The sequence below is a fragment of the Sphingobacterium sp. R2 genome, assembly GCF_040760075.1.
Classification (GTDB): Bacteria; Bacteroidota; Bacteroidia; order Sphingobacteriales; family Sphingobacteriaceae; genus Sphingobacterium.
Genome location: NZ_CP142884.1, coordinates 1,049,968 through 1,063,717, shown reverse-complemented (window position 1 = coordinate 1,063,717; position 13,750 = coordinate 1,049,968). Strand labels below are relative to the sequence as shown.

At 41.0% G+C, this 13,750-nt stretch carries 11 protein-coding genes; 2 read left to right on the top strand and 9 right to left on the bottom strand.

The window, feature by feature from the left end; genetic code table 11:
• The first annotated feature begins 11 nt into the window (after positions 1 to 11).
• On the top strand, positions 12 to 1,571 hold the full coding sequence (locus VXM68_RS04400; RefSeq protein WP_367210570.1) for a DUF4957 domain-containing protein: 1,560 nt from the start codon (positions 12 to 14) through the stop codon (positions 1,569 to 1,571).
• 69 nt (positions 1,572 to 1,640) lie between these two features.
• Entirely contained in the window at positions 1,641 to 2,408 is a 768-nt protein-coding gene (locus VXM68_RS04395) for a rhamnogalacturonan acetylesterase (RefSeq protein WP_367210569.1), read from the top strand.
• 142 nt (positions 2,409 to 2,550) lie between these two features.
• Here the strand turns inward: VXM68_RS04395 and VXM68_RS04390 are convergent, their stop codons facing one another.
• From VXM68_RS04390 to VXM68_RS04350, 9 genes are all read right to left on the bottom strand, one after another.
• Entirely contained in the window at positions 2,551 to 4,170 is a 1,620-nt protein-coding gene (locus VXM68_RS04390) for an NADP-dependent glyceraldehyde-3-phosphate dehydrogenase (RefSeq protein WP_209578345.1), read from the bottom strand.
• Between the two features lie 71 nt (positions 4,171 to 4,241).
• Positions 4,242 to 5,681 carry an MFS transporter gene (locus VXM68_RS04385; protein WP_293957357.1) on the bottom strand — a complete coding sequence of 480 codons (1,440 nt, stop codon included), beginning with the start codon at positions 5,679 to 5,681 and terminating at the stop codon, positions 4,242 to 4,244.
• A 100-nt stretch (positions 5,682 to 5,781) separates the two neighbouring features.
• Entirely contained in the window at positions 5,782 to 6,429 is a 648-nt protein-coding gene (locus VXM68_RS04380; RefSeq protein ID WP_293957274.1) for a bifunctional 4-hydroxy-2-oxoglutarate aldolase/2-dehydro-3-deoxy-phosphogluconate aldolase, read from the bottom strand.
• Positions 6,426 to 7,451 carry a PfkB family carbohydrate kinase gene (locus VXM68_RS04375; protein WP_367210568.1) on the bottom strand — a complete coding sequence of 342 codons (1,026 nt, stop codon included), beginning with the start codon at positions 7,449 to 7,451 and terminating at the stop codon, positions 6,426 to 6,428. The genes VXM68_RS04380 and VXM68_RS04375 overlap by 4 nt, the downstream gene beginning before the upstream one ends.
• Before the next feature lie 5 nt (positions 7,452 to 7,456).
• Positions 7,457 to 8,857, bottom strand: coding sequence for a glucuronate isomerase (gene uxaC / locus VXM68_RS04370; RefSeq protein WP_367210567.1), 1,401 nt, complete (start codon positions 8,855 to 8,857; stop codon positions 7,457 to 7,459).
• 13 nt (positions 8,858 to 8,870) lie between these two features.
• Positions 8,871 to 10,517, bottom strand: a complete 1,647-nt coding sequence (locus VXM68_RS04365; RefSeq protein ID WP_367210566.1) for a UxaA family hydrolase — start codon at positions 10,515 to 10,517, stop codon at positions 8,871 to 8,873.
• Positions 10,518 to 10,609: 92 nt separating this feature from the next.
• A complete protein-coding gene (locus VXM68_RS04360; RefSeq protein WP_367210565.1) occupies positions 10,610 to 12,127 on the bottom strand; it encodes a tagaturonate reductase in 1,518 nt (505 codons plus the stop codon).
• Positions 12,128 to 12,143: 16 nt separating this feature from the next.
• Positions 12,144 to 13,181, bottom strand: a complete 1,038-nt coding sequence (gene pelA / locus VXM68_RS04355) for a pectate lyase (RefSeq protein WP_294186023.1) — start codon at positions 13,179 to 13,181, stop codon at positions 12,144 to 12,146.
• 5 nt (positions 13,182 to 13,186) lie between these two features.
• Entirely contained in the window at positions 13,187 to 13,720 is a 534-nt protein-coding gene (locus VXM68_RS04350) for a hypothetical protein (RefSeq protein WP_367210564.1), read from the bottom strand.
• Between the last annotated feature and the right edge of the window lie 30 nt (positions 13,721 to 13,750).

Below are 13,750 nucleotides of genomic sequence, written 5' to 3'. Positions count from 1 at the left end.
CAAGCAGACGCATGAAAAGAATCAATATATTGCTATATCTCGGTATTGGACTTATAGCGACAGGTATAAGTTGTTCCGATGATCGTGTAAAAGAATTAACGGAACTAACGACAGACCGTTATTTTTCTCCTACTGGAATGAGTGCCCAAATAGTCAATCAAACAGGAGTCCGATTAACCTGGAAGAAGAATTCAGCAGCCGAGAGTTATACCTTAGAACTATTTGCGAATGGTGAACTCAATTTTGAAGGTAGCCCGGACAAAAAAATTGAAGGGATTACCAATGACCAGATTCCCTATACTATTGTTGGGCTGGATGGGGCAACAAATTATTCTGTCCGCATCAAGGCTATCGGACCGAAGATTGCAGAATCCAAATGGAGTACCATTACTTTTAAGACAAACGAAGAACAGATTATGAAAGCTGTCAGCCCAGAGGGTATACAGGCAACTTCGGTTCGTCTTAATTGGACCCCAGGGGAAGAGGCTACGACAATAAGTGTTAATCCCGGGAATATCATCCATACCGTCACTCCGCAAGAGATTGCAGCAGGGGAGGCAACAGTCACAGGGCTAACCGCAGAAACAAGCTATACAGCGACATTGTTGAAAGGGAACAAAATCCGCGGGTCCGTCACATTTATGACATTGCTTGACTTGGGTGATGCAGTTGTTGTGCAGCCTACAGATAATTTAGCGGCTGTGATCGGTACAGCCAAAGCGGGGGATGTGCTCGCTCTAATGCCGGGGGTCTATTCGTTAGCGGCGGATGTACTAATCGACAAGGCGATATCCATCAAAGGGGCAAAACCCACCGATCGTCCAATGGTAAAATCTGCTTATTTTAATTTGGATAAGGGCGCTTCATTGGCATTAAAAGATCTGATACTTGATGGAGAAAATAAGGCGGGGGGAAATTCTTTCATTAACTTGCAGACAGGTGCATTCGGAAGTATCCGCCTAGAAGATAGTAAATTGATAAATTATCCGAAAGGAATCATTTCTGGTAGCGTCAATGCTGTGATTGAGAGCGTAAGCATAAATAATACTATTTTTGATAATATTGTTGGTAATGGAAATGATTTCATTGATTTTAGAAACGCGATTACCAAAACGCTTGAATTTACAAATAATACCGTTTCTAATGCTCTTTTGTCAGGGCGTGATTTTTTTCGCATGGATGCAGGTGGATCTACAGCTTACCCGGCTATTACGAGTATCATTAAAGTAAACAATAATACTTTTTATAACGTCATACAAGATGCTTCTAAACGCTTTCTATATGTCCGTTTAGCAAAGAATGAAATTACATTCTCCAAAAATTTAATGGTGAAGTCGCTGGCAATGACTGCTAATCAGTCTGCTACTAATCTGGTCGAGCGCAAAAGCAATAATTACTTTGATGCGGTAAACTTCTACAACAGTTCTGCTTCTGGAGTGAAAAACGATGCAGTAGCCAACGGCTATACACTTTTGGACCCTGGATTTAAGGACGCTGCCAAGGGAGATTTCACAGTAACAAACCAGACCTTAAAAGAGAATGGTATTGGCGACCCGAGGTGGGTAAAATAAAGGATTTGAGTAAAATTTAGGACGACTCGCCTTCGATAATAAGAAGGCGATTGTTTTTTGACAGATGTAATGAAAAAACAATTTTTACTAATTTCGGGAGGGCTTATTCTCATTTTTCTATTTGCTTTCCAGCGCGAAAAACCAGTTACAATCTATATCATTGGCGATTCTACGGCTGCCAACAAAGACAATAGTACCTTTCCTGAAACTGGATGGGGAATGGCCTTTGCAAAGCTGTTCAATCAACAGGTTAAAGTCGATAACCGAGCTCTAAATGGGCGTAGTACAAAATCCTTTAAACGGGATGTGAGCAAAGATGGAAGCTTTGTGAATCATTGGAAACCTATTTTTGAGCATCTCCGAAGCGGAGATTATGTATTCATCCAGTTTGGGCATAATGACGAAAAGATCGATAAGCCTAACGTGGGAACATCGCTGGATGAGTTCGAACAAAATCTTATTTTTTATATTGATCAAACGCGCGAGAAAGGAGGCGTCCCAATTCTATTAACACCAATCGCAAGACGTAAGTTTGAAAATGGCACGCTCATGAATACCCATGGACAATATCCTGCCATTGTACGTAAGGTAGCCGATCATACGCACACCGCATGGATTGACATGGAAAGTAAAACAACGGAACTTTTAACGCAATATGGAGAGGAAGGGAGCCGGCAATTGTTTTTATATGTAAATAGCGGCGATAGAAATTACCCCCACGGTAAGAAAGATGATACGCATCTAAACACTTTTGGAGCAGACGAAGTGGCGAAGCTTGTGGTCGACGGAATTCGAGAATTAGCACTGCCTATCCAAAAAGAGTTGATTCTGAAGTAACCTAAGGGTGTTTCATGATCAGAAAAAAAGTAGACGCCAATCAATTGGATAGATAGGGAGGATTTTCATAAAAAAAAGCGACATCAATAGCTGACAAATGCCAGTCAGATCGATGTCGCTTTTTCAACGATGTCTTAAGAGACTAGAAAATGTATTTCGTACTTAAGAAATTGGATTCATTTTCGCTAACAATATCGTTCAGCAACTTTTTGTTTTCCTCAGTAAACTTTGTTGCCACTAGCGAACGAATAGAGAACGAACGCAATGCGTCGACTACCGATAATGTTCCTTCAGCACTATCTTTTCTACCGGTGAAAGGAAAAGTATCTGGACCACGCTGACATTGGCAGTTGATGTTAACACGGCTTACTTGATTGACTAATGGATCAATCAATGAAGATACAACAGCAGCATTGTTACTGAAAATACTCACCTGCTGGCCGTGAGAGGAACCAATTAAATATTCAATAGGTTCTTCGAGGTCATCAAAAGGAACAACAGGGATCACTGGCCCAAATTGTTCTTCTCTGTAAAGTTTCATCTGTGAGTTGACAGGGTATACAATTGCCGGGTAGAAGAATGATTCTGCAACCTGCCCCCCGTGCTCATTAATAACTTTTGCGCCGTAGGCTTTTGCATCTTCGATGCATTCCGTTAAATAAGCAGGTTTATTGACTTCTGGAAGAGGGGTAAGCGACACACCCTTTTCCCAAGGCATCCCATATTTTAATTTTGCCACTTCTGCCGAAAGGCGTTTTAAAAACTCTTGTGCTAGGCTCCGGTGTACGTAGATAATCTTAAGTGCTGTACAGCGTTGACCATTGAAAGAAAGAGAGCCTAGAACGGTTTCCGAAACCGCTAAATTCAAATCCGCATCTTTCGTAATGATAGCTGCATTTTTAGCATCCAGTCCAAGGATAGCGCGAAGACGGTTAACTTTTGGGTGCAATTTTTTAAGTTCATCAGCAACACGGCTTGAACCGATCAAAGTCAATACGTTGATCTTTCCAGATTGCATTAAACTAGGAACAATCTTATTTCCACGGCCATAGATTGTATTGACAACGCCTTTCGGGAAGCTTGTTCTGAAAGCCTCTAATAGAGGATAATGTAATAACGTACCATGCTTAGGTGGTTTGAATAACATGGTGTTTCCCATGATTAATGCTGGGATCAATGTGGTAAAGGTCTCATTCAACGGATAATTGAATGGGCCCATACAGAGTACTACTCCTAAAGGAGATCTCCTGATTTGCGCAACGATACCTTGTTCGATTTGGAAACGGGAAGAGTCGCGGTCTATATCTTTCAATGCGTCGATCGTTGCGTAAATATATTCTACAGTACGATCAAACTCTTTTACGGAGTCTGCATAGGATTTGCCAATTTCCCACATAATGAGCTTGACAACAATGTCTTTCTTGGCAATCATCTTTTGTGTGAAATTTTCAACACAGGTAATACGATCGGCAACGCTCATTGTCGGCCATTCTCCACGGCCGTTGTCGTATGCTTTAACAGCAGCTTCCAAGGCTTCCATGGACTCTTTTTCTGTACAAACAGGAAAACTACCGATGCGCTTACGTTTCAAGCCATCCTTAGTCTTTACACAGATTGGTGAAAAAACCTCGTTTACCTGACCCGTCCAAGAAATCATTTCTCCATTGGAAAGGAACTCTCTTTGATCGACCTGTTCGTCTAGCGTAAATTCTGCGGGAATGTTATTCTCCTCGTAGAAGATACCTTCTAAGTTTAAGCTCATTGTTTTTAAAAATGGTTTAGATTGATATTTATAAAGATATTGCTAATATAATATAAATTTCGCAATATATGTTAATTTTTTATTAAAATTAGTTTAGGTACTAGTGTTTTCATTACAACCCATGCAATTAGATACGCTATGGCGCAAAAAGAAAAGATAATGAAGTATCCTGCTTCCTCCCCTTTAAAACCCATAAAAATGAGCTGCGTTTCATTTGCATAATCGAATAGCCAGCCTGATGTTTTGTTAATTATAAATGCGCCTATGCCCCCAGCAAGGCCTCCAATCCCTGTAACGGTCGCAATAGCACGTTTGGGAAAAGAATCTCCTATGGTTGAAAAAATGTTGGCAGACCACGATTGGTGTGCTGCTCCTGCAAAACCGATTAGAATGACAGGTATCCAATACGATATGTGACCCAGAGGTTGAGCAAAAAGTACAACTAATGGGACAAAAGCAAACAATAACATCGCTTTCATACGCCCTTCATAAGCATTCATCCCCTTTTTGTCAACAAAATAGGTGGGTAACCAGCCCCCATAAATGGATAACATGGTGATGGCATAAAGCACAAAAATGGCCAGCTGACCTTCAGTATCTGATGATTTGATGTCGTATACTGCCGAAAGATAGGCTGGCATCCAAAATAAGAAGAACCACCATACACCATCCGTCATAAATTTACCAAAAACAAAAGCCCAGGTTTGCTTATATTTTAGACATTCAGCTATCGTCGTTCGGGGTTGCTTTGTTAGACCAGTTTGCTCCGGCGCATGTTCATGATCATCCTGGTGGATGTAAGCCAGTTCGGCAGCGTTTACTTTCGGGTTTTCATGTGGTTTTTTATACAGAAAGATCCAAAAACCCATCCATACAAACCCCAATGCACCAATGATGATAAAGGACATTTCCCAGCCCCAATGCGCTGCGATAACTGGGATGGTCAATGGAGCCGCTAATGCCCCAATGGTTGCTCCTGAATTGAAAATACTGGTGGATAGAGCCCGATCTTTTTTAGGAAAATACTCTGCCGTAGCTTTAATCGCCGCCGGAAAATTACCCGCTTCACCCACAGCAAGAACAAACCGGGCAAAGATAAATAGATTGACACTGACGCTCAATACCAAACCCACGTTGTTCACATGCGATATTGCTTCTTTTGCCCCTTCAAAACCAACAAACCATTCTCCAGCCACGATGCCTGAAGTAGCGATACCACAAAATGCATGTAATATCGCGCCAATGGACCAGATCCCGATTGCCCATAAAAATCCCTTTTTTGTATCCATCCAATCTACAAATCGACCTGCAAAAAGCATACTGACTGCATAAAAAATCGAAAATAATGCGGTAATATTGCCATAGTCGGTGTTTGTCCAATGAAATTCAGGACTGATAAAATCCTTCCACGTTAAGGAAAGTACCTGGCGATCCAGGTAGTTGATGGTAGTGGCAAAAAATAGTAGCGAGCATATTACCCAACGGTAATTACCCTTTTTCTCCGTGTTAATCATAATGGGTTTAATAGTTTATTTTTAATGTACGTGTCTGTTTGCCCCTGCCAGTATACGCGCTTAGTACGCCCGCTTTTTAAGGGTAACACCCGAGTTTTTATTGTCTTGCTTCTGCAACGAATTCAAGCGCTTTTTGTGTGTTTTCGACTAAATTACTTGTGTCTTTAGGGTCAATTAACTTGCTCCCCATGCCCACAGCACATACGCCTGATTTGAACCATGCCTTTAAGTTATCCATTTCGATTTCTACACCCCCGGTCGGCATAAATTTCTGACCTTTAAATAGGTCCCGGATTGATGACATGAATGCTGGCCCCAAGATATTTGCAGGAAACAATTTGATAAGTGCCGCGTCTTGTTCTTGAGCCGTATAGATTTCTGTCGGTGTCATACATCCGGGAATCCATAGCTTACGCTGTTCGTGCACTAGCGATCCAACCAGCGGGTTGACCAGTGGTGAAACGATAAAATCCGCACCAATTTGTAGAAATTGTTGTGCTTCGTTAACGGATTTAATCGTCCCAATACCTAAATAAAGATCCGGCATCTCTAGGTCTCTTGTGGCAACTAATCGCTCGAAAACTGCCAAAGCTTCGGGACCTCGATTTGTAAATTCAAAAACACGTATACCAGCTTGATATAATGTGCGTAGAATCGCGATGCTTTCTGCTTTATCGTGATGGAAGAACAGGGGAAGCATCCCCTGTTCGATGATTTTGTCTAATACGATCTTTTTTAAATTCATGCTGTCATTCTATTTTTTATATCGTCTACAGAACTTGTTGTTGCATCGCTTGCAATAAATAGTTTATCAAATGCGGCAAGCGTTGCAAACTCTAATGTCGCTTTTGGAGAAAGATTGGAGTATAGCCCATAAATCAGGCCTGCCATAAAGCAGTCGCCGCTGCCTACTTTATCCAAAATCTCGTCCGCAATATATGTTGTTGATTTAATGAGGCTGTCTTTGTCAAACAGTGTTGTATAATACTTTATTCCTTTATTGTTATGGTCAAAACGAAACGTATTGGCTACATATTGACATATCGGATTGGTAGCAATGATTTCTCTGCTTGTACGATCCGCCTGCGCTAATAAATCTTCTTCTAAATAGTCCGAAGAAGAGTTTAGAAACCTTTCATCTAGTGGGGTACCAAGCATTTGATGTGCTGCCCAGATATTTCCCATGATTAAATTGCAATACTTGGCAATCGCAGGCATAATCTCCTTCGGAGATTTTCCGTATTTCCAAAGCTTTGCACGATAATTCAGGTCTAGTGACACAAAAATACCCTTCTCTTGTGCTTTTGCTACAGCTTCTAAACAGAGGTCAGCAATATCTTGGTTGATTGCAGGGCATATCGCAGAAAAATGAAACCATTTGACGTCAACAAATACCTCGTCCCAATTGACACTGCCTACTTTGAGATTGGAAAACGATGAGTTTGCACGATCATAAATTACTCCTGCATTTTTTAAATCTTTCCCCTTGGGAAGATAGTATATGCCCAATCGTTCTCCACCCCATAGCATTGCTGATGTATCGATATTTCTACGTGTTAGGTAGTTGTCAATACTCTCGCAGATGGCATTTTGGGGCACAGCAGAAAGATAGGCTGATGGCACATCCCACAATGCCAAAGCTGTGGCTACATTCAATTCTGCACCGCCCACATAGAACGGCAACTGATGCTGTTCGATCCAATCCTGTTCGATATCGGGGCAGATTCTTAGCAGCAATTCCCCAAAGCTTAAAACTTTACCCTGCATGTTCATTAAAATTCAAAATATTCTTTCGCATTATTATAGCTGATATCCTGTATGATTTTCCCTACCCATTGAATATCATTTGGTATTTCTCCCTTTTCGATGTCTTCCCCAAATATGTCACAGACTAATCTCCTGAAATATTCATGCCTAGGGAATGAAAGGAAACTTCTGGAATCGGTCAGCATACCCACAAGTCGGCTTAGTAGCCCCATATTTGATAGTGTATTGAGTTGTTTTGTCATGCCATCTTTTTGGTCCAAAAACCACCAAGCTGAGCCAAATTGAATCTTCCCTTTGATAGAACCATCATTGAAATTACCGATCATGGTGGCAATAAGTTCGTTGTCTGCAGGATTGAGATTGTACAAGATGGTTTTGGTTAGCTTATCTTGATTGTCTAATTTATTCAAAAATTTTGACAATGCACGCGCCTGACTAAAATCTCCAATAGAATCCCATCCAGTATCTGGGCCTATCAAACGATGCATACGCGCATTGTTATTGCGTAGTGCGCCCAGATGGTATTGCTGAACCCATCCTTTTTCATGGTCCCATTCGGCAAAATAAATCAGCATCGCAGATTTAAATTTTAGGTTTTCTGCGATAGAAATTTCCTTTTTTGTCCGAATTTTATCAAAGATTGCTACGATTTCTGTCTCGGTATAGTCTTCCGCGTAGATTTGTTCCAATCCGTGATCCGATACTTTGCATCCGTTGGCAGCAAAGAAATCATGTCTTGATTTTAATGCTTTTAGGTATGTTCCTAGGCTATTGATTTGAATGTCACTTACCTCTTCAAGTTTATCGATGTATTGATTTAAAGCAATAATATCGTCCGAGTTCATTGCTTTGTCGGGGCGAAATGCAGGTAGCATCTTGAACGATTCGTGCTCTTTTGCAAACTGTTGATGAAATGCTAGGCTATCGATCGGGTCGTCTGTTGTGCAGACAACTTCTACGTTCATCATTTTAAGCAGACCACGTACAGAATAGCTGTCTTGGCTCAATTTGGAAGCAGTATCTGCATATATTTTAGAAGCGGTTTTTGGCGATAAGATATCAGTAATTCCAAAATAACGCTGTAATTCAAGATGCGTCCAATGATAGAGTGGATTACGCAAAGTATAAGGTACTGTCTCTGCCCATTTCGCAAATTTTTCTTCATCTGGGGCATCGCCAGTGATAAAATGCTCATCGACCCCATTTGCGCGCATGGCCCGCCATTTATAATGATCACCATTTAACCAAACCTGGCTGATATTTTCAAATTTAACATCGTTTGCGATCTGCTCCGGAATCAAGTGATTATGGTAATCAATGATGGGCAGCTGTTTTGAATAATTGTGATACAGTTCAATCGCTGTATTCGTGTTCAATAAAAAATTGTCGTCTAAAAAAGTTTTCATGCTATATGCTGATTTATAAGCTTACACCTCTTTTCCAAGGTATAAAGTCATCCTGATTTAATAACACAGCTTTAGGAGTTACTTCCCCGCTGGCTGCCTTGATACAATATTCTAATATGTCTTCTCCCATCGTTTGGATCGATTTATCTCCATCTATAATAGGACCGGTATTGATATCGATAATGTCAGCCATTCTAGCTGCCAGGACATTATTTGTCGCCACTTTGATGACGGGGCATATCGGGTTACCAGTAGGAGTGCCCAAGCCTGTGGTAAACAGAATAAGTGTTGCACCTGCGGCAGCTTTTCCTGTAGTAGCTTCCACATCATTACCAGGAGTGCAAACTAGATTAAGACCTGGCTTCGTCGCCTCTTCTGTATAGTCCAGAACATCAACCACGGGAGATGTCCCGCCCTTTTTTGCTGCACCATTGCTTTTGATTGCATCGGTAATAAGACCGTCACGAATATTTCCTGGAGAGGGATTCATGTAAAATCCAGAACCAACAGCTTCGGCGGCATGGCTATAGGCTGTCATCAGATCAATGAATTTATTCGCTGCTTTGGGGTCGATAGTGCGGTCTATTAAATTCTGCTCGGCTCCGCATAACTCCGGAAATTCAGCTAAGAGAACTTTGCCGCCCAGCGCAACTAGAAGGTCGGCTGTGTAACCAACGGCAGGGTTGGCAGAGATACCACTAAATCCGTCACTGCCGCCACATTTTACCCCTAGCGTCAATTTACTCAATGGAACAGGCTGTCTTGAGAATTTATTGATTTCCGTCAGTCCAACAAAAGTCTGCAAGATCGCTTCTTTAATGAGCAGTTCTTCGCTTTTGGATTGTTGTTGTTCAAATACAAAGAGGGGTTTATCGAAAGCAGGATTGCGTAATTTGATGTCATTAACAAGGTCGTTGAGTTGAAGGTTCTGACAACCCAAGCTTAATATCGTCACGCCGGCCACATTTGGATGATCAGCATAGGCAGCCAATAATTTGCTCAATATGGCTGCATCTTGGCGTATTCCGCCACAACCTCCTTGATGGTTTAGGAATTTTATACCATCAACGTTTTTAAAAATGCGATCACTTTGGTCTGTTGTACTATTTAGCCGTTCCAGAGCGGCGACAGATAACTCTTCCCCTTTTTCGTAGGCTGTTAATAACTGGTGAGTAAAGTTTTTATATTTTCCAGTCACAGAATACCCAAGTTCATTATACAGTGCTTCTTTGATGACATCAAGATTTCTATTTTCGCAAAAAACAGTCGGAATGAATAACCAGTAATTTGCAGTTCCAGCACGACCATCTGAACGTAAGTAGCCTTGGAAAGTTCGACCCTCAAACTTGGAAACATCGGGCTTTTCCCAATGATAATTTGATGGTCTGAAATGATAGGGCTCCGCAGCATGTTTTGTATTGTCCGTATTCATGATACTTCCTTGCGGGATATCAAATTGCGCTTTCCCTACCAGTAAACCATACATGTAGATTTCATCACCAAAGTGCATGTCTTGCATAAAAAATTTATGCTTGGCAGGAATATCCTCCTGCAAAATATAATGATTTCCCTCAAACGAGATCGTATCACCCTTTTGAAGATCTTGTAAGGCAACTAAGACGTTGTCTTTGGGGTGTATTTTTAATACTTTATTTTTCATTAAAGCTTCTTTTTTTAGTCCACTTTGAAATACACGGTTGTTTTGATTTGCATATCGGATTTTTAAGCGAGCGTATTTCATGTGGTAACTTGTTATACTTTCTTATTATCAAAGGCTAACGAAAGCTCAATTGCTTTTAAAGCTCCTTTTTCAGCGATCAGTTGTAATTTTTCTTTGACTGTTTCTTCAAAACGTGAAAATTCCGTTAAATCTTCACCCCATAGGTCTATTGCAGAAAGTAGGGTATGCACAATCTGATCCTGATTCGCCCATGCGGCGTATATTTTTGGCGCCAACTCATCTTGAAGCTCAATGGTATGCCCATTGACTACACGGATATAATGATCATCTTTCTGCTCGGATTTTAGCAAATAAAGATAGGCCGCAAAACCAAGCGCAAAAAGCTCCGGTGCTTCATGATGCTTTGCATACCATTTTTTTAATAAAGGGATATTCCGCATGGCCATTTTTGAACTGTAATTCAAAGCAATGGATTCCCATTTGTGTTCAAGATGTGGATTAGCAAAGCGATCAATCACTTTGGATGAAAAATCGTTAATATCTGAAACGGAAATAGTTTCACTTACGATAGCGGGACCGATTTCATCGCGCATTAAGGAACTGACAAATTGATGGAAAGCATGATTTTTCATCGCTTCTTTTACCGTATTGAAGCCTGAAAGAAGGGCAAGAGCACAACTCAACGTATGTGTGCCATTAAGCAGTCTAAGCTTGATTTCCTTGTATTTTTCAATGGACGGAACCAATAATACATTGGAGTCTGCTAAAGCAAAAGAAAGACGTTGATTCACACGCTCAGACAATGATTCGATTGCCCACAAGCGAAAGGGTTCTGCCATAATCATCAATTGATCCTCATAACCTAATAGCTCGCAGGTTTTTTCATACGCTGTTAAGGGGAGCGCTCCGGGAACGATACGGTCAACTAAGGTGTTGCAGAAATCGTTGGCGGTATCAAGCCAATCCATAAATGAATCGGGTAACTCGTTAAGTTTCGCTAGCGCAGTGATGATAGATTTTAGTTTACTCCCGTTTTCAGTAATCAATTCGGTAGGAACTATAGTTAAACCCTTGTTTGTGTCACCATTAAAATAGACAAATCTCCGGTACAGAACGGCGAGAAGTTTACCTGGAAAAGAGGCCGGTGGCATTGCATTGACGTTGTCATCGCTCATGGTAATACCAACCTCCGTTGTGTTGGAAAAGACAATTTCAAGATCTGGATTTTCTGCGCTTTTTAATATTTCTTCCCAATGCTGATTTGCAGATAGCACACGAGAAATAGCATTGTTTATTTCATAATGAGCGACTTCCAACCCCTCTTCTATACCTTTGATACATAATGTATATAAACTATTCTGCTGTTCGAAGGCATCGGCACCAGCGGATGCGGTCGACTTCACAACCAACACTCTTCCTTGGAACAAGTTCTGCTGATTGGCTTTATGAACAAAATAGTCAGGTAGACCCCTGAGCAGTACACCCGTACCAAACTGTAGTATCTTTTCCGGATAGGAGAAAGAAATTGCTGTGGGCTTGTGCACCAGGTCAGCATTAATCGTTTGTATAGTATGTTGCGTTAGTAACATGTGATGCTATTTTTAGTTATTGAATGTGATGTTGTTTTTTCCACTTTGGATAATCTTTTTGTATAAGTTTTTCGGGCCAATTTCCAAACCATGCATATCCATTTCTCCGTTCTTCAGATACTTCATCGAAACGGTATTTGACCGTATTGTCTCGATCACCAAAAAGTGGGCGATTGTCCTCTAGATGATAAAATCTGGCCCATATCGTGGACGAACTATCAGCGATAAGTTTACGTTCACTCTTGCCTGTCAACTTATTTTTGACGTGATCAAAACGGTAACCTTCGATATCATTTCGTTGAAACCAATTTATGGCCTGTTCAATGGCCTGTTTAATCTCGGGCGTTAAAGGCTGCAGCATTAAAAAACGGATGATAGCAACCGATTCACTGGTACTCAATGAAGGCGGCTCGAATTTTCGGGCTTGGGCAGGTATTAATGTTTGCTCATCGTATTGAGCAGCCCATATAGTCCGCTCTCCCTCTTGGATGACCTGAGTTTTTAGAATACAAGCTATTCCCCTCGCTACGGCATGTTGAGCTTTGGATATAAAAGTAGGATTAACAGCGTCAAAACCAGGCCGCTTATTGGCCACATGGTATAGAACCGTCAATGCATTGATCATCGCATTATCGTTATAGGTAATCTCAGCTCTATAAAGCGATTTATTGGGATAATACTGTGGGAACCCGCCGTTTTCATATTGAGCTGATAGGAGATATGAAATGCCTTTTTCGGCAGCCTTCAGGTAAATGTCATTGTTTGTTTTCGTAAAAGCATTTATTAACCCATTTATTTCCCGGGTTGTCGCACCATTGTCAAGCGTGGCATGATTAATATCCGTCTTTTTGATCTTTTGCAGCAGCTCTTTTGTAAGTGGAAGCTTATAGTCGACGACACTTTTGTCGGCCAACTGCTTAGGCCAGGCACCATTTGTTAGCTGATATACAAGCATCTTCTCTGCAAGTGAATCTTTGGCAGCGAGGCCTTGTGCAACGCATGGTCTACACAATAAGAAAGCCGCGATGAAACTTACAATAGCGATTTTTTTCATAGTCCTTAGTTATTGACCTGTTTAAATAACCACTTTACTAAGTCATTGGCCGCAGTAAAATTTTCGTATTCTTTCGGTAACTTTCGCCCATCTGTATACTCGTTATACAACCAAGGATCTCCGATGGCAAATACCGTTCCTTTTCCATATTTTGCTGTAGCAATGATCGTGTCACCATGGTCTTGAATCAATGTCTGAGCGGGAGATTTTACCTGTAATGTTGAAATCTCCTTGATATATATTTTGGATGTATTTGGAAATACGATATTACCTTTCGGGATAGGTATTGCGCCTGTTTGAAATTCATTTCCTTTTACGCGATTACGGCTATCTTCATTGAATGTAATGCCGAACTTTTGCGCAAGCATATTGAATTTCTTAATCTCGCAATTACCGCTATCATTTAAGAAAAGAACAAGTACGCCCCCCCTGTCCACCCATTGAGCAATCTGCTGTGCATGGGTTTCGTTCATAAAATGCGGCTGTTCGGTTTCTTTCTCTGTGTCAGGATCCACAATAATGTAAATATTGGATTTCAAGAGATTATTTAATGTGGGTGCTGTCTTTAA